The following is a 19,211-nucleotide window of genomic DNA, read 5'->3' on the forward strand; positions in this document are numbered from 1 at the left end:
CCGGGTGCCGCGGGTGGTGCGGACTGGCCCGCGGGTCCGGGTGCCGCAGGTGGTGCGGACTGGCCCGTGAGTCCGGGTGCCGCAGGTGGTGCGGATGGTGCGGCACCCGGACTGTGGGTGTGGGGACTATTCGCGGTCGTCGGACTTCTTGCGACGGCTGAGCAGCCAGCCGCCTCCGCCGAGGACGACGATGACCGCTGCCGCGATGCCGATCCACCCTCCTGCGCCCATTCCGCCGCCGGTGGCTTCCTCTTCGCTGACGGGTTCGACCGAGGAATATCCCCAGTAGCCGACCTGGTTGGCGATGGCACCGCCGTCGCTGGGCTGTTTGGTGAAGTTGTCGAACCGGTCGGAGCGGTAGGCCTCGAGCTGGTTCGGGTACCACAGCGTCACCGAGGGGGCTTCCTCGTAGTGGATGGCCTGGGCCTTCTGCACGAGGTCCTGACGCTTGGCCTGGTCGAGCTCGACGTGCTGAGCCTGATAGAGCTTGTCGAATTCCTTGTTGCACCAGCCGTCTTGGCTGGTGCCGCCGTTGCCGTCGGCGTCGGGGCGCTGACCGCAGGTGTTGATGCTCAGCTGGTAGTCGGGATCGGGATTGATCGACCAGCCGGAGAAGTACATATCGTAGTCGCCCTTGGTGGTGCGTTCGGACACCGTGTCGACGTCAGAGGACTCGTTCTTCAGGTCGATGCCGATGTCCTTCATCCACGGTTTGAGGAACTTCGCGGTGCTCTGTTCGATCGGCGCGTCGGCGTCGGTGAGGAAGCGCAGCTGCAGCTTCTCACCGTCCTTCTCGCGGATGCCGCCGGATCCTTCCTTCCAGCCGGCGTCGTCGAGGAGCTTCTTCGCCTCGGCCACGTCGAATCCGCTGATGACGGAGTTGTCGGACTTGAGTGCCCAGTCCGGGTAGACGGCAGGAATGAAGCTCGTGGCCGGCTGCGCATAGTCCTGCATGACCTGTTTGCGCAGGGTCTCGGTGTCGATGCCGGCGCGGATTGCCTGGCGGACCTTCTTGTCCTTCAGCGCCTCATTGCCGGTGCCGAATTCCTTGCCCTTGGCGTCGGCGACGCCCGGGTTGATGGAGATTCCATTGAAGCGGCGGCCGTTGCCGTCGTTGAGTTCGACGTTGTCCGCGTTCTCCAGCGCCGTGAACTGGTCGGGGCTGAGCCCAGTGATGAAGTCGACTTCGCCGGAGCGGATCGCCTGCACCTGCGCATCTGAGTTCGTGTAGTAGCGGTACTGGATCTCGTCGAGCTTCGGCTTGCCGCGCCAGAAGTTCGGGTTCGCCTTGAGCGTGATCGACTTGTTCGCCTCGTAGCTCTCGAGCTGGAAGGGTCCCGAGCCGACGGACTTCTCATCGTTCTTGAATTCGCCGGGCTTGTCGATCTTCGACCAGACGTGCTCGGGCACGACGGGGATCTCTTGGCCGGGGTTGTTCGCCTGCGGCTTCTTCAGAGTGATCTTGACGGTGCCGTCGTCGGGGGCCTCGACCTTGTCGAAGTTTTCGACGAGGCTGCCGTTGGCCACCGCCATCTCTTCCTTCTCCATCATCTGGTTGTAGGTCCAGGCGACGTCTTTCGAGGTCAGCGGTTCACCGTCGGACCATTTCATGTCCGGACGGATCGTGTAGGTCCAGACCTTGCCCTCGGAGTCCGTGTTCCATTCGGTGGCGAGCCCCTCGGTGATCGAACCGTCCTTGGCGTCGTTGGCCACGAGGTTCTCGTACATGTACCGGAAGGTGTTCGTCGGCACGAGGTAGAAGGACGTGAACGGGTTGAAGGAGTCGATGAAACCGTCGGTGGCGATCCGCAGCACGTTCTCGGAGGCCGGAGCCTCCGAGGTGGCGGCCTGCGCCGGGGCGGCGGCCATCGATCCGGCAAGGGCGAGTGCTGCGACGCCGGCCAGGCACCGTTGCCAGCCTCTGCGCAGTGAGTGTGAAGTGAACATCTTCGTCTTTCTTCTCGTGCGGTGATTCACTTGTCCTCCCCTGACCCGGGTGAATCGGGGTGTTCTCCCGGGTCAGAGCAGATGTGTTCTCCATCACTCTACGTTCGAAGTGACGTGAAAACGGCACAACAACACACAAATATGCCAGCCGGTCACTGTGCAGATGCCACAGGCGGTTCGAAATCAGCTGCCGTGGGCAAGAGGTTCGGCAGCGGTTTCGCGATCGTCCGGGTTCAGCGCACGTCCGTCCGGGCTCAACGCGCGGCTCGCCGGGCTCAGCCCGCGGTTCGCCGGGCTCAGTGGGCGCAGTTCGGTCTCGCCCGCCTCGGCGAGGATCTCAGCGATCGTCTGCCCGCGGCGGATGATGCTGAACTCGATGCCGCCGTCGGGAGCAGTGCGGTAGCCGAAGATCGGCACCCGCGGGAGCAGATTGTAGGAGAACGGATTCGAGAAGTAATAGGCACCTGTCTCGGGCACGGCGACGAGGTCACCCGCGTCGAGACGCGGCAGCATCCGATCCCGGGCCAGGAGGTCGCCGGAGAAGCAGGCGGGTCCGGCGACGTCGGTCGGGACGACCTCGGTGTCGGCCTCTTCGGCGGTCTTGGGGTTCCCGTCCGAGGTGAACGGCAGGATCCGCAGGGGCCAGTCGTTCGGGGCATAAGCGGTGCGGGTGGCGACCTGGACGCCGGCCTGGGTCATGACGATGCGGCGCCCGCCGGTGGTCTTCGCGTATTCGACGCGGGTGAGGATAGTGCCGGCCTTTGCGAGGAGGGCGCGGCCGAATTCGGTGACGATGTCGAAGCCGAACAGGCCCGGCACCTCCTCCTCGAGCACCGAGCGGTAGTCGGCGAAGGTCGGGGTGATGTCCTCACCGTCGAAGTTCACCGACAGTCCCCCGCCGATGTCGATGCGCGTGATCCGCCTGGTCGAGGCACGGGAGTTGATCTCCTCGGCGAGGTCGACGGCGGCGCGGATTCCGACGGCGGCCTTGTCGAGGCTGATGCCCTGCGAGCCGGAGTGGACGTGGATCTGGCTCAGCCATGGGCGAGCGAGGTAGGCCTCGATGAGGGCCTCGCGGGCACCCGGGTCGGCGAGGCCGATACCGAATTTCGAGGTTTCGGTGGCGGTGCTCAAGGCGCCGATCGTGCCCGTGCCCGACTGCGGATTGATGCGGATTCCGATTTTGGCCGAGGCGGGCGCGGCGTCTGTGACGGCCGTGCTGTTCCGATCCGCCAGGATCGTGTCGAGGCGGGAGAGTTCGTCGAAGTTGTCGACATTGATCGAGACGCCGAGGTCGACGGCCCGGCACAGTTCGGCCCAGGTCTTGGCCGGGGAGTCGAAGACGATGCGGTCGGGTGCGAACCCGGCCGAGAGGGCGAGTTCGAGTTCGCCGGGGCTGGCGACCTCGCAGCCGGCTCCCACCTCGGCGAACCGGCGCAGCAACGACGGCAGCGGCACCGCCTTGCACGCCACTGCGTGGAGCACCTCGCGATCTGATGCGAATGCCGAGGTCAGCCGGTCGAAGGCGGTGTCGACCCAATCAAGATCCATGAGTCCGAGCACAGCCGCCTCATCGGTCAGCGCCGGGACGGAGTCCGGTTGCGCGGGTGCGGCATCCGGCTGCGCAGGAGCCGAATCCGACGGTGCGGAGGCGTGTGCCGACTGTGCCGGATCGGCTGAGCGGTGAGGCGACACACTGTTCTCTGCGATCATTCGGATTGCTCGGGCGCGACGGTTCGGAATCGCATGGTGGTGACTGGGCATAACGTCCTTTGTTCGAGATCTGTTGTCACTTTAGGACGGCTGACCTCGAAGAACGCACGATAATTCGCCAATGTTCGCGGGGGCTGATTGTAGGTTTCTCACGACCGGTCGTGAGCGAGCACGGAGAGTTCGAGCCAGAGCCGCTCGGCCGGTTCCGCCGTTGAGAGTCCGGTGATCTCCTCGATGCGGCCGAGGCGATGCCGCAGCGAATTCGTGTGCACATGAAGTCGGCGGGAGGCCTCGGCCGAGTTGCCGACCGTGGCGAAGTAGACGCGCAGGGTCTCGAGCAGGCTGCCGTTGTGCTGAGAGTCGTGAGCCGCCAGTGCCTGTGCCGGACCGAGTACTCCTGCGCCCGCCTGAGCCCGCTGGCCGGTGGGTGCTCGTCCGTCGGCCGGTCCGGGCCCTCCGCCGATCACGCGCTCATCTGCGGCCAGCAGCGTATCGGCGACCTGCAGACCCACGACCCTCGCTGCCACGTCGCGGATGGCCGCCCCGACGATTCGGCCGTGAGTACTCGGACTTGCGCGCGTACCCGAGTTCTTCTGTGGGGTCGGGTCCACGTCCTCGTCGTCCGCGCCAGGCCCCGCCTCGGTGACAGCCTGCACGGCGTCGACGACGTATGCGGCTTCGGTCCACGACCGGTGCACGGCATCGAGGCGGTCGACCGGGGTGCCGACTCCGAAGCACAGGGTCTCCGACTTCGGCAGGGACCTGCGCAGAGCGGCGATGACGTGATCGCGCACCTGTTCGGCGTTCATCGGCTCGCTCATCTGCACCAATGCCGCGAGGTGGACCCGCTCCCCGGTTCCGGATCGACCCATGCTGACATCTGCCGGGCCGACAGGGACAGAACTATGTCCGGCGTGTGCGGCACCGGCAGAGCTCACGTGCGCGAGCACGGCATCGGCAAAGGCAGCCCGCAGATGGAACCGCAGGACGGGCTCTCGGTCGGGGGCCACCTCGGTGAAGGCAAGGACGCAGAAGCTGCCCGAGAACGGCAGCGACAGCAGGGTCGCCGACGGCCCGAGATCGGCCGAACCGGCGAGGATCCCGCCGAGAGCCTCCCGGCGGATGCGCTTCTCGAACGGTGACCGACGCAGGGTCCGAAGCATCACGGGCAGGGCCGCGCGGGCTGCGTCGCGCAGCACCTGGCGCAGCGGTTCGGGGTCGACCTCGGCCGGGTAGGCCGCCCAGATCGTCCCGATGAGTTCGCCCTCGCTGCGCAGGGCGATGACCGATCGAGCCGGTGATGTGCCTTCGGCGGGACGTTCGACGACATCGGTGGAACGGCGGATCGTGTCGAGGAACCCGGATTCCTCGAGTTCGGCGATCCGCCAGTCGGGAATGGCCCCGGACAGGATCGTCTCGCGACGGATCTCATCGAGTTCGTCGCCGAGGTTCGCATGCGCGAGCACTCGCGAGGCCGGGTCCTCGATCGTGATCGACGCGCCCGTGGTTTCGGCGATGACGGCGGCCAGGGCGCTGAGGTCGTCGACATCAGGCCAGGCCAGGGCGCTCGTCGCCCCCTCGATGAGCTGTCGCAGATGGACGAGGATCTCCGACCACGTCACATGCGGCGATCGTTCGAGGAGGACCGGAGCCCGGCCCGCACTCCCCCGCAGATCGGCCTCGTCACCGAGGTGGCTGTGCGTTCCGGGCGGGACGACGAGAGCGGCGGCTCCCGCATAGTCGGTCAGCACGGAATCGAGCCCGGCAGGGCTGCGCACCGGCTCGGTGACGAGGACGACTGTGCCGTTCAAGGAGCCGTGGTCAGCCGCCTCGGGTGTCGAAGCCGTGCGTGCAGCGGTAAGCGGAGCCGTGCGTGGAGCAGTGAGCGCTGCGGCCGACGGCTCTGTGGAAGCGGCTGGCAGGTCGAAGCCGAATTCGACTCGCGCGACCGCGACGTCGTCGGCCACCTCCGTCAGCGGCAGGAGGAACCCCTCCGTGTCCCGGATCAGGCGGGACAGTCGCGGACTCGCGGTGTCGGTCATGCTCCCACTGTAGTCAACGACCGACAGTGGTCGGGAGGGTCCGCGTCAACGGAACCGGTCGCCTCGGTGGGGTGGGATGAACCGGACGGGTCGGCCGCCTCGGCGGGGTGGGGTTGAGTCGAATCAGCCAGCCGCCTCGACGGGGGCAGATCATTCCGGGGAGAAGAATTTGAACTGGAGGGCGCGGACGACGAGCTGGGCGAGATTGCGCGCCCCCAGCTTGAGACGCAGGTTGCGGGCGTGCGACTTCATGGTGGACATGGCCACCGATTGGTCGGCGGCGATCTCCTCGTAGCTGTGGCCCTGGCAGAGCAGGGTGAGCAGCTCCATCTCGCGGGCGGTCAGCTGCGGTGCCGAGTCGGGGGCGTCGGGCAGGGGATCTCCGCTGATGACGATGTCCTCGGCCAACCCTCTGAGCAGTTCGGGGCTCTCCCCCGCCGAGGCGGCCCGCACGATCGAGACGAGTTCCCTCTCCCCGGCCGTCTTGTTGATCACGGCGAGTGCGCCGGCTTCGAGCCCGCGAGCGATTCCCGGACCAGGCGATACGGTCGTCAGGAGCACAACACGGGCTTCGGGGTCGAGGTCCATGATCGCCGCCGTCGCATCGACGCCGCTCATTCCCGGCGGCATGTTGACGTCCATGAGGACGAGGTCGGGACGCTCGGCGTCGAAAGCGGCGATGGCCTCTTCGCCGGAGTGCACCGGGTCGAGGACATGGAAGGAACCCGCATCATCGAGCGCCGCTGCCACCGCTCGTGTCGTCCACGAATCGTCATCGACGACGAGCACGGAGGTGCGTGCGGCGGAGTCAGAGGTCATGTCGTGGTCGGCCTGCGGCATGGTCGTCTCCGGTCTCACGTGAGGGGCCGCCTCCGAGGTCCGGTGCGGGGCCGCGGTGGTGTGCGCGGCCGTGTGGGAGTGCGACGTCATCAGGCGTCGACCTTGTCCCGGCCGCCCTTCGTGCGGGTGCCATTGCTGTGGCTGCCGCTGCTGTGGCTGCCGTTGCTGAGGCGGTAGGTCTCCTCGCCCGAGAGGTCGGAACCAGCGGTGTCCGTGCCCGTGAGTCGGTCGGGGGCGTCGGTGGCGGCCGACTCAGCAGAGATCGGCAAAGTACCTGTTGCCTCGGCGCTGGTGTCGAAGTCATCATCGACGACGTCGATCATGACCACATTCGAGGAAGACCGCACGGTATGCGATTTCGAGGAAGTCGGCGCGGACGGGGAGACGAAACGGACCGGCAGGGCCACCTCGACGACGGTTCTCCTCCGTTCATCCTCGTCCACCCGGCAGACGCCGCCCACGGCCGTGGCCCGGCGGGACAGCGACCTCGGCGCCTTGGTCAGGGCGGTCGGGGATTCGTTCGTGCTGCGGCAGAGCAGTTCGGCCCGGTCACCGCGCTCACCTCGCATTTCGACGGCGAGGGTGGCGGGGGTGCCCGGAACGGAGTGGCGGATGACATTCGTGGCGAGCTCGAGCATCACGGCCCGGAAATGGTGTGACAAGGTGCCTGTCGCGTGGGGCGGCAACGGGGCGAGCTCGGTGGTCAGCGGAACGGAACCGGCCGCACACCCATCCTCGATCGCGGTCGTCAGCTGCTCCGCCTCGGCGCGGAACCGGACCCGAGAGGTGGCGGAGTCCCCGGAGCAGGCCTCGGTCTCCCACCTGCTCAGGCTCGTCACCAGCTGTCGGAGCCGTTTCGTGGCCTCGGCGTTGACCAGCGCCAACTCGGCGAGGAGACGGTCCGCGGTCTCGGAATCGGTTTCCTTCGCCAGGGTGCGGATGATCGCGGATTCGGTGGTCAGCGAATGCGAGATGGTGTCGTGCATGTCACTGGTGAACCGGGCGCGCATGGCATCGAGTGACTTCTGGTGGTCGACGGCGGCGCGTTCGCGGCGGTCGATCTCACTGCGGATTCGAGCTTCGACGAAGGACGCACACAGGCCGAGGGTCGAGTAGGTCAGCCAGCCGTAGCCGAGGTCGGTGAACCCTTCGAAGCCGGCATCATAGGATCCGAGTCGGGTCGATGCGCCGAGGTAGACGGCCAGTCCGATGGTGCCCAGCGCGAAGCCGATCCAGCGGCGGCGGCTGATCAGGACCGCGGTGGCGAGGATGAGCGCCTCGGGGAACATGTTCTCCAGGTCCGGGTAGAGCATGGAGAACGCGATGCCCAGTCCGGTCGTCGCGATGACGATGCTCAGCGGCAGGAAGCCGGCTAAGACGATGAGTCCGTAGGCGAGGATGAGCAGGCCTGCGTAGCGGGGTTCGGTGATCTCGAACGACCCTGGCACCAGGATCGTCAGCCCCATGATGAGGGCCAGCAGACGGATCGGCAGATCGATGAAGCGAGGCCCCCGAAGGAAGTGCCACACTCGGGCCGGGACGCTCGCTGACGTGCCGGTCGCGCTGTCGATCTCTGAAGTCATGGCCTCTATTGTGCTACAACTGCCTCCCCCGAACTACCTGACGGCGGCCCAGCAACCTCGCGCGAGGTTGCTGGGCCGCCGTCAGGTAGTAATTGGGAGGAGGGTCAGCCGAGGAGTTCGGCGAGGGCTGCCTCGATGACGTCGAAGGCGTCGCCCAGAAGCTCGTCGGAGATCGTCAGCGGCGGCAGGAAGCGCAGGATGTTGCTGAAGGTTCCCGTGGTGAGCACGAGGACGCCGTTCTTCGCGCAGTAGTCCGCGATCTTCTTCACCAGATCCGCGTTCGGCTCGATCGAATCGTGCTCGACGAACTCGGCGGCGATCATGGCACCGCGGCCGCGGATGTCGCCGACCTCGGGGTACTTCGACTGCAGCTTCGTCAGGCGGTCGACGATGATCTCGCCGATGGCCAGGGCGCGCTCGGGCAGCCCGTCCTCTTCGTAAGAGGCGATGGCGCCGAGTGCTGCGGCACAGGCGGCGGGGTTGCCGCCGTAGGTTCCGCCGAGGCGGCCCGGTCCGACCGAGTCCATGATGTCCGCGCGACCGGTCACGGCCGACAGCGGCAGACCGCCCGCGATGCCCTTGGCCGTGGTGATGAGGTCGGGCACGATGCCCTCCCACTCGGAGGCGAACATCTTGCCGGTGCGGGCGAATCCGGCCTGCACCTCGTCGGCGACGAAGACGATGCCCTTCTCGCGGGCGTAGTCGACGAGCGTGGGCAGGAAGCCCTCGGCCGGGACGATGAAGCCGCCCTCACCCTGGATGGGTTCGATGACGATCGCGGCGACGTATTCGGAGCCGATCTGCTTCTCGATCATCGTGATGACGCGCTTGGCTGCGTCCTCACCGCTGATCTTCGTGCCGGCCGCATCGTTGTCGCGGTACGGGTAGGACATGGGTGCGCGGTAGACCTCACCGGCGAAGGGACCGAAGCCGGCCTTGTAGGGTGCTGCCTTCGCAGTCATCGCCATGGTCAGGTTGGTCCGACCGTGGTAAGCGTGGTCGAAGACGACGACGGCGTCGCGACCGGTGTGGGCGCGAGCGATCTTCACAGCGTTCTCGACGGCCTCGGCACCGGAGTTGAGCAGCACGGTGCGCTTCTCGTGGTCACCCGGAGTGAGGCGGTTGAGGGCTTCGGCGACCTCGACGTAGCTCTCGTACGGGTTGACCATGAAGCAGGTGTGGGTGAAGGCCTCGAGCTGGGCCTTCGCGGCCTCGACCACGCGGGGGTTCGCGTTGCCGGCCGTGGTCACGGCGATGCCCGAGCCGAGGTCGATGAGCTGGTTGCCGTCGGCGTCCTTGAGGATGCCGCCGCCGGCCGCGACCACGTAGGCGGGCAGGCTCGAACCGACACCGGTCGCCACGGCTGACTTGCGACGTTCCTCGATCTCACGGGACTTCGGTCCCGGAATCTCGGTGACGATCTTACGTTCCTGCGGCAGAGCTTCGCCGCCAATTTCCAAAGCTGTCATAAGGGGAAGAATAGGGGTTATCGACGCTTTTTGTCACTTACCGTCCGAGGGCTGAGCAGAACCGCCCGCGACGGAGAGACGAACGCGCGGATTCGGGCCAGTTCGGGTACGAAATCCGCAGCCGTTCATCGACCGTCGAATCCCCGAGTCGGACCGCCCACAACGAGGACAGAGGCAGCCCCTGGCCGCACCCAAGATTCGCTGCAATCAGCGGTTCTGACCGCGGGCGTCGACGTCCCTGTTCCGTTCCGGAAGCACGCGCTCGTGCTCGCGCATCGGCACGACGATCGTCTCCTGAGCACCGATGACGCGTTCGCCGTCGCCGATTTCGAAGCTCAGCTGCGCCTCGGGGGCGAGGTTCCGTTTGACTACGGCCAGACCGATCGGTCCGAGCTCCCAGTGCACGGTCACCGAGGTCAGAGTGCCAACTGATCGTTCGGACCCGCGGACCTCGGCAAGCACCTCGGTGCCGGGGTCCGGGGCGATGTGCCCGGACCCGTCGAGATGGACGAAGGTCAGACGCCTGGGCGGCTGACCGAGATTGTGGACGCGTGCCACCGCTTCCTGACCGCGGTAGCAGCCCTTGGCCAGGTGCACGGCCGTGCGCAGCAGGTCGAGTTCGCCGACGAGGGCCTTGTGATCGATTTCATTCCGGCCAGGTCGCCAGGCGGCGATCCGCAGGGCCTCCCAGGCGTCGAAGCCGGCCATGTCGAGGCTGTTCGCCGACAGGCCCTGCAGATCGGAGCGCTTGACGATGCCGATGACGAACGGAGTCTCGAGACCCGGATGGTCGGTTCCGGCGACATCGTGCCCGATGTCGATCTGCGCGTAGGAGGCCGAACCGCTTCCGATGTGCGGCCACGGATCGGACCAGGTCCGGGTGACGGGCAGGGTCTCCGGCAGAGCGGTGATGGCGCCGAAGCACTGATAGTCGTCGCTGAGATCCTCGATCTCGACGCGCATCATGAAGACCATCTTGCGCAGGAAGTCCAGTGTCGCGTCGGTGTTGAGGTCGCTGATCGCCCACAGCGCCTCACCGTCGTCGACGAGCTTCAGCCAGCCTTCGATGCGACCGTTCGGATCGAGCACGAGGGTTTCGGTGGACACTCCGGGGGCCAGGGTGTCGATCTTCTGCGTGGTGATCGAGTTCAGCCAGGTCAGACGGTCGGGTCCGCTCAGACGCAGCACGCGGAGATGAGCGAGGTCGACGAGACCGTCCTTCTCCTCGAGCACGCGCTGCTCTCGCAGAGGAGCTCCGTAGTGGATGGGAGTCTCGGCGAGGTCGCCGGCTCCGAGCACCGCGGTCGAGCTCAGTCCGCGGGCCAGCGACGAGCGCCGAACCGCCTCGGTGGGGGTGTCGGTGTTCTCCGGCGACGGCGAATCGTTGAAGTCAGAATTCGGCGACACGGGATCAGTCATCTTAAGACAGCTTCTTCAATCTGGCAGAGGAGTGGGAGGCGAGTTCGTGGCCCATGGCTGCCATGTCCCAGGCCCACATGAGTTCGCCGCCGACGAGGCCGTACATCCGCGTCGAGGCGGTGTACTCCTTCGCGGTCTTGGTCCTGGCCACCACGTCGGTGGCCAGATCGATGCGCGGTCCTTTGACGGTGCCGGCGTAGAGTTCCATGACTCCGTGCGGGTGGACGATCTCGGCTTCGATCTCGAAGGCGTCGTCGTTCGTGCGCAGGGTTTCGACCGCTGCGGCCGAGGTGAAGGACTGCTGTTCGGTCGGCACCATCATTCCCGGGCCGACGTCGCCGTCGTCGTGCTGACGCACGAGCTGCCAGATTCCGGTCTCGAGAGTCAGGGTCGACTCGAGATCACCGGACTCGCTGAGCAGCCACGCATGCGCGGTGTACTGGAGGAAGGGCGTGCCCTCGTGGGCGACGAAGTCGATGCGCTGGCCGAACTGCTTCTCAGGAGTGTCCGCATAGCCGACGACACCGACGCCTTCCCACGACCCGATCAGCCAGGACAGAGGGACGAGCTCGGGATGGACCGAGGCATCGAGTTCGATCACCATCAGGGATCAGCGGTTGTCTTTGAACAGCGCCGTGACGACCTTGATCCCGACACCCAGGGCACCGAGAGCGGCAATGCCGACGAGGCTGGAGAAGACGATTTCGAGAGCAACAAGATTATCCATGCTCCCAGTCTACAGTTCCTGACAAAGTGATGTGCATTCAGCCCGGGTCAGGAAGCGACGCGTTCGAGTGCGTAGACGACGACTCCGCCGAGCGCGATCGGGGCGGCACCGAGGGCGAGCTGAACGGCGAAGCTCCGGGCCTTCTCGACGTTCTTCTTCACCTCGATGTTCTGTGAGGCCTCGAGGTTGGCGGCCTGGAACTTCGCATAGGCGACGAGCCCGAGCATCCGATCGACCGCTGCCACGAGCAGGCCCATGATGACACCGAGGACGAGCGCCATGGCCAAGGAGATCGCCTGTGCGAACACGAGCACCGACAGGATCCCCGCCACGGCCGTGGACATGGCGATGGCCAACGGCGAGGTGTAGATCGCCGGCCACGGCAGCGCGGTCATACACTGCGCCACGATGAGCGAGGCGAGGCCGATGACGATGGCCTCCTTGTCACCGGGGACGGTGATCGCCGCAACCCAGGTGCTCGCGGACAGGACGATGACGAGACCGGAGACCTGCGCGGACACGTTCGCCACCGCATAGGAGGCACCGATTCCGCGGGTGAGGTTCTGCACGAAGGTCCACAGCAGACCGAGTCCCGCGAGCACGGGCAGCCAGTCGAGGTAGGGAGCCGTTGAGTCCTGCCAGGCGGCGTAGAGTCCACCCACGCCGAAGAGGGCGAGCATGATCGACGTCGCCCGCGGCTGCGGGGAGTCCGTCAGACGCGGCCAGCCATAGGCGACGCCGAAGACGATGAGCCCGGTCGCCAGCAGGAACAGCGTATAGCCCCAGTACACGGAGGCACTGAGGGCCAACACCAGCACCAGGGCGACGGCTACTCGAATCCATCTGATCACAGCACTATCGTGCCTTATCCGGCGACACCCGCGGTAACCACCGGCGGCAGCGCGTCGGAGCTGCCCCGGCCGGGGCCTCGCTATACTCTTCCTCAGACGACGGGCGAGACGACGGGCGCCGAGGAGGTGGATGCAGCACATGCGGATTCTGCACATCTGCCCCACGGCCAGGCTCGACGCCCCGCTCGCTCCCGAATCCCTGCAGTACCTCGGTCACCAGATCGACCGCTGCGCCGCCGAGGACCTGCCCAGCCGCCGGGCCGAATCCGCCGCGGTCGACGTCGTCATCGCCGACGCCTGCCTCGATCTGTCCCTGGCCCCGCGCATCTCCGACCTGCTCGCCGAGGCGCGGATCACCGCCCCCGTCATCGTCGTCCTCGGGGAGGGCGGACTGGCGACCGCCTCGGCGAGATGGAACGTGTCCGACCTCATCCTCACCACTGCCGGCCCCGCCGAGGTGGAAGCGCGGCTGCGCGTGGCCCGTGACCGTCACGCCGCATCCTCGTCAACTCATTCCGGCAGCGGATTCCCCGGCGGATTGCATGCCGGGTCCGGCCGGCTCGGCGCGAAGGGCGACGCCGGGGGCCGGGGACCGGTTCGCACCGGACGCGGCCCCGTCGGCACCGCCCGAGGAGGCGGGCCCGGAACGTCTGGCCGCCTCGGTGACACGGGCGAGGAAATGTGGAATGCCGATGGCGAACCGATGGTCGTCGTCACCGGGGACCTGCGCATCGACGAGACCGCGTTCACCGCCGAGCTCGGCGGACGCAGCCTCGACCTCACCTACCGCGAGTTCGCCCTGCTGAAGTTCTTCGCCATGCACCCCGAACGCGTCTTCACCCGCGACGACATCCTGCTCGCCGTGTGGGGCGACGACTACTTCGGCGGCACCCGCACCGTTGACGTGCATGTTCGCCGCCTCCGTGCGAAACTCGGCAAAGACCTTGAGAACGCCATCCACACCGTGCGCAACGTCGGCTACCGGTTCAGCGCCGACAGCGTCACAGACACAGATTCAGAGGACGTGACGGCATGAGAATCCAGGCCAGCGGAGCAATCACCTCCACCCCGATCGACACCCTCACCGAGGATGAGCTGAAGTTCCTCGATGACGTGGCGGCCACCGATGGCGCCCCCGAGATCTCCGGCGGGCTCATGGCCGTCGCCACCGGTGAGGACACCGCCCACGAGGCGCAGACCGTCTCGAGCGTCTGGCGCGTATTTGCCGACGACGCAGACGGTTCCGGCCCCACCGATGCCGACCCCGCCGGCAAAGACACGACCGGCGAGCTCATCGGGTTCGGAATCCGCGCCCTGCAGGGGGATCGTCACGCCGCCGAGTTCCTCATCGCCCCCGACCATCGTCGTCAGGGCCTCGGCGAACAGCTGCTGAGAACGATCCTCGACGAAGAGCCCGAAGCCTGGTGCTGGTCGCACGGCGACCACCCGGCCGCGGCCCACCTCGCCCAGAAGCACGGCCTCGGCCGCGATCGAGTGCTCTATCAGATGCGCACCGACACCGGTCTGCGCCTCGACGGCCTCCCCGAGACGCAGAGCCCCGACGGGGTCGAGATCCGCTCCTTCGCTCCCGGCGACGAGGACGGCTGGCTGACCGTGAACAACGCCGCCTTCGACTGGCATCCCGAACAGGGCGGCCAGACCCGCGCCGATATCGATGCCGTCGTCACCGCTGCGGACTTCGACCCGACCACCTTCATCATCGCCGCCCGCGATGGCGAGGTCATCGGATTCCACCAGACGAAGATCACGGACACGGATGATGAGGGCCGCCTCGGCGAGGTCTATGTCGTCGGAGTCGATCCGCGCATCCACGCCAAGGGCGTGGGCAAGGCGCTGACGGTCGAGGGAATGCGGCGGATGGTGACCGCCGGCGCCGAGACGATCGAACTCTACGTCGAATCGGACAACGCCCCGGCGCTAGGCTTGTACGAGCGACTGGGTTTCCATGTCGCGGTCGCGCACGTGGCCTATGCACCGGCCTCCGCAAAGGTCACCGGCACTGATTCTGCGAGCACGGCGTCGACGGACGAGAAGGAGTAGAGCGTTGTACGACATCGCGGCTTCGGGTAAGGAGCTGGGACTGCCCGACCCGGCTGATCGCTTCCTCGATCGTGAACTCAGCTGGCTGGCCTTCAACGAACGCGTCCTCGATCTCGCCTCGGATCCGGAGATCCCGCTGCTCGAACGCGTCCGATTCCTCTCGATCTTCGCGACCAACCTCGACGAGTTCTTCATGGTCCGCGTCGCCGGTCTCAAACGCCGCATCAACACCGGTCTCGCCGTGCCCAGCGTCACCGGCCGCATGCCCGCGCAGGTCATGCACGATATCGGGGTGCGCGCATTCGAGCTGATGAGCCGGCATGCCGCCCTGCTCAAGGACGATATCGGTCCCCGCCTCGACGCGGAATCGATCACGAAGGTCCAGGTCGAGGACCTCACCGAGGATGAGCGGCACCGTGTCGACGAATTCTTCTTCGGCCACGTCTACCCCGTCCTCACCCCGCTGGCCGTCGATCCGGCCCACCCGTTCCCGTATATCTCGGGTCTCTCGCTCAACCTCGGCGTGCTCCTGCGGTCGCCGGAGACGGGCAAGGAGTTCTTCGCCCGCGTCAAGGTTCCCCCGCGCCTGCCGCGGTTCTTCAATGTCGCCGAGGCGACCGACCGCCCCGCCGGGCGCGACGTCCCGGCCCGCTTCGTCGCCCTCGAGGACATCATCGCCGAACACCTCGGGACCCTGTTCGACGGTATGGAGATCGTCCACCATTCGACCTTCCGCGTGACCCGCAATGAGGACCTCGAGGTCGAAGAGGACGATGCGGAGAACCTCCTCAAGGCTCTGGAGAAGGAGCTGCTGCGCAGGCGTTTCGGTCCGGCCGTGCGGATGGAGATCACAGAGAACATCCACCCCCGCGTCCTCGAGATGCTCAAGGACGAACTGGGCATCCACGACTCGGAGATCTACCACCTGCCGAGCCCGCTGGACCTGTCCGGCATGTCCGATATCGCCGATGTGCCACGCGATGACCTGCACTATCCGAAGATGGTTCCACAGATGAACAAGGACCTGTCGCTGCGGGAATCCAGCGACCAGGTCGACGTCTTCGACGCGGTGGCCAGCCGGGACATCCTCCTGCACCACCCCTACGATTCGTTCTCCACGAGCGTGCAGGCTTTCCTCGAACAGGCGGCGTCGGACAAGAACGTGCTCGCGATCAAGCAGACGCTCTACCGCACCTCCGGGGATTCGCCGATCATCGACGCCCTCGTCGATGCCGCACAGGCCGGCATCCAGGTGCTCGCCGTCGTCGAGATCAAGGCCCGGTTCGACGAGGAGGCCAACATCACCTGGGCCCGCAAGCTCGAGCGCGCCGGCGTCCATGTCGTCTACGGAATCGTCGGGCTCAAGACCCATGCGAAGCTCTCCCTCGTCGTCCGTCAGGAGGCTGACGGGCTGGCCCGGTACTGTCACGTCGGCACCGGCAACTACCACCCGAAGACCGCCCGCGGCTATGAGGACTTCGGGCTGCTGACACGTGATCGGGCCGTCGCCGATGATCTGACGAAGCTGTTCAACCAGCTCTCCGGCTATGCGCCGAAGTCCGAATATTCACGGTTCCTCGTCGCCCCCAGCAATGTGCGCACCGGACTCATCGACCTCATCGACTCCGAGATCGCGATCGCACAGTCCGGCGGAGCGGGGCAGGTGCGGATCAAGGTCAACTCGATCGTCGACGAAGCCATCATCGACGCCCTCTACCGGGCATCCCAGGCCGGGGTCGCCGTCGAAGTCTTCGTCCGCGGAATCTGCGCTCTGCGCCCGGGCATCGAAGGTCTGAGCGAGAACATCACCGTGCGTTCCGTGCTCGGACGCTTCCTCGAACACTCCCGCGCCTTCGTCTTCGGCAACAACGGCGACCCGATCGTCTACATCGGTTCGGCAGATATGATGCACCGCAACCTCGACCGTCGAGTCGAAGCGCTCGTGCAGATCGTCGATGACGGTCACCGGGCGGAGATCATCGAACTCTTCGATCTCGTCTTCGCCCCGACCACCTCGGCATTCGATCTGTCCGGTGACGGCAGATGGACCCGGCGGACTCACGACGACGAGGGCAGCATCCTCGCCGACTATCAGACGGAGCTCATCCGTCGGCACCGGAAGCGTCGGCGAATCGGGGATGAGGCGTGAGCCGGTCCGAGGTCGCCTCGGCACAGGCGTCATCGCGCGTCACCGCCGATGTCCTTGCCGCCGGGGCGGTCTGCTGGAGATACGGTTCGAAAGGCCTCGAGGTGGTGCTCATCCACCGCCCGAAGTACAACGACTGGTCGTGGCCCAAGGGCAAGGTCGATCCGGGTGAGACCCTGCCGGAGGCTGCGATCCGCGAGGTCAAGGAGGAGACGGGGTTCGACATCCACCTCGGCATCCCCTTGCCGTCGGCCGAGTACACGGTCGGCAAGAACACGCTGAAGAAGGTGTTCTACTGGTCGGCCGAGGTCAAGGACGAAGCGGACTTCGCCCCGGTGAACAAGCGAGAGGTCGACACCGCCGGCTGGTTCCCTGTCGACAAGGCCCGGTCGAAGCTGACGTCCTTCGCGGACCGGGAACAGCTCGACGCGCTGGAGAAGTTCGCTGAGACGGACGCACTGCGGGCGTGGCCGCTCATCCTCGTCCGCCACGGGAAGGCGTTCCCACGTGCGAAGTGGTACGAGACAGAGCATGTGCGGCCTCTGCTCAAGCTCGGCACCCGACAGGCCATGGCATTGACCGGGCTGCTGGGAGCCTGGGGCGTGCGCAAGCTCGTCTCGAGTCCGTGGAAGCGCTGCATGGCGACGCTGACTCCGCTGTCGGCGGCGACGGGCAAGTCGATCAAGAAGGTGTCGACGCTCAGCGAGAAGGCCACCGCTGCGAACCCGGACAAGACCGCCCGCTATATCGAGAAGCTGCTGGCGAAGGGCAAACCAGTCATCTACTGCACGCACCGGCCGGTGCTGCCGACGATCTTCTCCGTCTACGCGGCTCATGCCCCGAAACGGGTAGAGGCGAAGCTGCCGAAGGACGATCCGTACCTCAAGCCCGGTGAGGTCCTCATCGCCTATGTGCGCCCCGGTCCGGTGCCGCGCATCGTCGAGATCGAACGCGTCCGCCCCATCGACAGCTGACCGAGGCGCACGACCCGCCAGCGAGCCGATTCTCAAGGTCGAGCATGCGTACTGGGCGGCCCGCCTCGGCGAACTTACACACGTACGGAACGGGCCGCCTCGGCGAGCGAATGCCGGTCCCGACAATGATCCTTTCATGAAACCGACGAAGTCTGTGATCGAGCACTCACAGCGGTTCCAACCCTTCGCCCCTCATTCACCTTCCATTCACGTTTCAACTCCTTGCACTTCACGCGTGATCCTTAGCGTGGATGACGAGCAATCGAGAACTCTCGAGCTGTGTCCACAAACATGAAAGGCATCTTCGTGAAGATGAAGCATCTCGCCCCCTCCGCTGCGATCCTCGCGGTCGGCGCCATCACCCTCTCGGCTTGCGGTGGCGGACAGTCCGCCACCGGCGAAGAGGCATCCGGCGGCAGCAGTGACCTGCAGGGCACCCTGACCGGCATCGGCGCCTCCTCGCAGAAGGCCGCGATGGATGCCTGGACAGCGGACTTCACCTCGCAGAACTCCGGCGTGACCGTCAACTACTCCCCCGACGGATCGGGTGCCGGCCGTGAACAGTTCCTCGCCGGCAACGCGCAGTTCGCCGGATCCGACGCCCACCTCGACGATGACGAGGTCAAGGCCGGAAAGGAAGCCTGCGGCGCCGACGGAGCCTACGAGTTCCCCGTCTACATCTCCCCCATCGCCGTGACCTTCAACGTCAAGGGCGTCGACGAGCTCAACCTCTCCCCCGAAACGATCGCGAAGATCTTCAAGGGCGACATCACCAACTGGAACGACAAGGCCATCAAGGCCGACAACCCGGATGCCGAGCTTCCGGACCTCAAGATCACCGCCGTTCACCGCGCCGATGACTCGGGCACCACCGAGAACTTCGCCGAGTACCTCAAGGCCACCGCCGAGAAGGACTGGGACGCCGAGGTCGACGGCAACTTCCCGAAGGAGTACGGCGGCGAGGCCGCTCAGGGCACCGACGGTGTCATCCAGACCGTCTCCGACACCGACGGAGCCATCGGCTACGCGGATGCCTCGGCCGTCGGTGAGCTCTCCACCGCCAAGGTCAAGGTCGGCGACGAGTTCGTCGAGCTCTCCCCGGAAGCCGCGACCAAGGTCGTCGACGCATCCGAGAAGGTCGAAGGCCGCAGCGAAGGCGACCTCGCCTTCGACCTGGCCCGCGACACCACCGAGTCCGGCGCCTACCCGATCGTGCTCGTCTCCTACCACCTCGTCTGCTCGTCCTACAAGGACCAGGAGACCGTGGACATGGTCAAGGCATGGGAGAAGTTCGTGGTCTCGGAAGAGGGACAGAAGTCCGCTGCCGATTCCGCCGGGTCCGCACCGCTGTCGGACGACCTGCGCAAGCAGATCGAAGAAGTCATCGACTCGATCAAGGTCGAAGGCTGATTTCAGTCTCTGACCTGGAGATATAGCCA

The 19,211-nt window shown here is 66.2% G+C and carries 14 protein-coding genes; 5 read left to right on the forward strand and 9 right to left on the reverse strand.

Features of this window, described 5'->3' with window-relative positions; all coding sequences use genetic code 11:
- Positions 1–126: 126 nt before the first annotated feature.
- The 9 genes from HK108_RS05420 to HK108_RS05460 form a co-directional block, all read right to left on the reverse strand.
- Entirely contained in the window at positions 127–1,947 is a 1,821-nt protein-coding gene (locus tag HK108_RS05420; protein ID WP_181270779.1) for an ABC transporter substrate-binding protein, read from the reverse strand.
- 183 nt (positions 1,948–2,130) lie between these two features.
- Positions 2,131–3,660: a type III PLP-dependent enzyme domain-containing protein gene (locus HK108_RS05425; protein ID WP_229663973.1), complete on the reverse strand. Its 1,530-nt coding sequence runs from the start codon at positions 3,658–3,660 to the stop codon at positions 2,131–2,133.
- A 149-nt stretch (positions 3,661–3,809) separates the two neighbouring features.
- Positions 3,810–5,702, reverse strand: a complete 1,893-nt coding sequence (locus HK108_RS05430) for a PucR family transcriptional regulator (RefSeq protein WP_181270781.1) — start codon at positions 5,700–5,702, stop codon at positions 3,810–3,812.
- A gap of 150 nt (positions 5,703–5,852) precedes the next feature.
- Positions 5,853–6,632: a response regulator transcription factor gene (locus HK108_RS05435; RefSeq protein ID WP_229663972.1), complete on the reverse strand. Its 780-nt coding sequence runs from the start codon at positions 6,630–6,632 to the stop codon at positions 5,853–5,855.
- Positions 6,632–8,125, reverse strand: coding sequence for a sensor histidine kinase (locus HK108_RS05440; RefSeq protein ID WP_139468095.1), 1,494 nt, complete (start codon positions 8,123–8,125; stop codon positions 6,632–6,634). Before HK108_RS05440 ends, HK108_RS05435 begins: the two co-directional genes overlap by 1 nt.
- 104 nt (positions 8,126–8,229) lie before the next feature.
- Positions 8,230–9,594, reverse strand: coding sequence for a 4-aminobutyrate--2-oxoglutarate transaminase (gabT, locus tag HK108_RS05445; RefSeq protein WP_172171569.1), 1,365 nt, complete (start codon positions 9,592–9,594; stop codon positions 8,230–8,232).
- A 207-nt stretch (positions 9,595–9,801) separates the two neighbouring features.
- Positions 9,802–11,013: a CAF17-like 4Fe-4S cluster assembly/insertion protein YgfZ gene (gene ygfZ, locus HK108_RS05450; protein WP_139468094.1), complete on the reverse strand. Its 1,212-nt coding sequence runs from the start codon at positions 11,011–11,013 to the stop codon at positions 9,802–9,804.
- A gap of 1 nt (position 11,014) precedes the next feature.
- Positions 11,015–11,617, reverse strand: a complete 603-nt coding sequence (locus HK108_RS05455; RefSeq protein ID WP_180345572.1) for a heme-binding beta-barrel domain-containing protein — start codon at positions 11,615–11,617, stop codon at positions 11,015–11,017.
- Between the two features lie 170 nt (positions 11,618–11,787).
- On the reverse strand, positions 11,788–12,591 hold the full coding sequence (locus tag HK108_RS05460; protein WP_229663971.1) for an ammonia permease: 804 nt from the start codon (positions 12,589–12,591) through the stop codon (positions 11,788–11,790).
- Positions 12,592–12,721: 130 nt separating this feature from the next.
- On the opposite strand from HK108_RS05460, the gene HK108_RS19070 reads away from it, so the two are divergent.
- From HK108_RS19070 to pstS, 5 genes are all read left to right on the forward strand, one after another.
- The gene (locus HK108_RS19070; RefSeq protein ID WP_229663970.1) at positions 12,722–13,627 is read left to right on the forward strand and encodes a winged helix-turn-helix domain-containing protein; all 906 of its coding nucleotides are present in this window, start codon (positions 12,722–12,724) and stop codon (positions 13,625–13,627) included.
- Entirely contained in the window at positions 13,624–14,652 is a 1,029-nt protein-coding gene (gene mshD / locus HK108_RS05470; RefSeq protein ID WP_139468093.1) for a mycothiol synthase, read from the forward strand. The genes HK108_RS19070 and mshD overlap by 4 nt, the downstream gene beginning before the upstream one ends.
- A 4-nt stretch (positions 14,653–14,656) precedes the next feature.
- Positions 14,657–16,801: an RNA degradosome polyphosphate kinase gene (locus HK108_RS05475; RefSeq protein WP_229663969.1), complete on the forward strand. Its 2,145-nt coding sequence runs from the start codon at positions 14,657–14,659 to the stop codon at positions 16,799–16,801.
- Positions 16,798–17,772, forward strand: a complete 975-nt coding sequence (locus tag HK108_RS19075) for an NUDIX hydrolase (RefSeq protein WP_139468091.1) — start codon at positions 16,798–16,800, stop codon at positions 17,770–17,772. Before HK108_RS05475 ends, HK108_RS19075 begins: the two co-directional genes overlap by 4 nt.
- 306 nt (positions 17,773–18,078) lie before the next feature.
- Positions 18,079–19,182: a phosphate ABC transporter substrate-binding protein PstS gene (pstS, locus tag HK108_RS05485; protein WP_139468277.1), complete on the forward strand. Its 1,104-nt coding sequence runs from the start codon at positions 18,079–18,081 to the stop codon at positions 19,180–19,182.
- Positions 19,183–19,211: the final 29 nt, after the last annotated feature.

Source organism: Brevibacterium sediminis (assembly GCF_013623905.1).
GTDB classification, from domain to species: Bacteria; Actinomycetota; Actinomycetes; order Actinomycetales; family Brevibacteriaceae; genus Brevibacterium; species Brevibacterium sediminis.

Coding starts and splice junctions, on each gene's coding strand:
- ygfZ (WP_139468094.1), bottom strand. CDS start 11,013: ATGACTGATCCCGTGTCGCCGAATTCTGACTTCAACGATTCGCCGTCG.
- HK108_RS05440 (WP_139468095.1), bottom strand. CDS start 8,125: ATGACTTCAGAGATCGACAGCGCGACCGGCACGTCAGCGAGCGTCCCG.
- HK108_RS05425 (WP_229663973.1), bottom strand. CDS start 3,660: ATGATCGCAGAGAACAGTGTGTCGCCTCACCGCTCAGCCGATCCGGCA.
- mshD (WP_139468093.1), top strand. CDS start 13,624: ATGAGAATCCAGGCCAGCGGAGCAATCACCTCCACCCCGATCGACACC.
- gabT (WP_172171569.1), bottom strand. CDS start 9,594: ATGACAGCTTTGGAAATTGGCGGCGAAGCTCTGCCGCAGGAACGTAAG.
- HK108_RS05420 (WP_181270779.1), bottom strand. CDS start 1,947: ATGTTCACTTCACACTCACTGCGCAGAGGCTGGCAACGGTGCCTGGCC.
- HK108_RS05455 (WP_180345572.1), bottom strand. CDS start 11,617: ATGGTGATCGAACTCGATGCCTCGGTCCATCCCGAGCTCGTCCCTCTG.
- HK108_RS05435 (WP_229663972.1), bottom strand. CDS start 6,632: ATGACGTCGCACTCCCACACGGCCGCGCACACCACCGCGGCCCCGCAC.
- HK108_RS19070 (WP_229663970.1), top strand. CDS start 12,722: ATGCAGCACATGCGGATTCTGCACATCTGCCCCACGGCCAGGCTCGAC.
- HK108_RS05430 (WP_181270781.1), bottom strand. CDS start 5,702: ATGACCGACACCGCGAGTCCGCGACTGTCCCGCCTGATCCGGGACACG.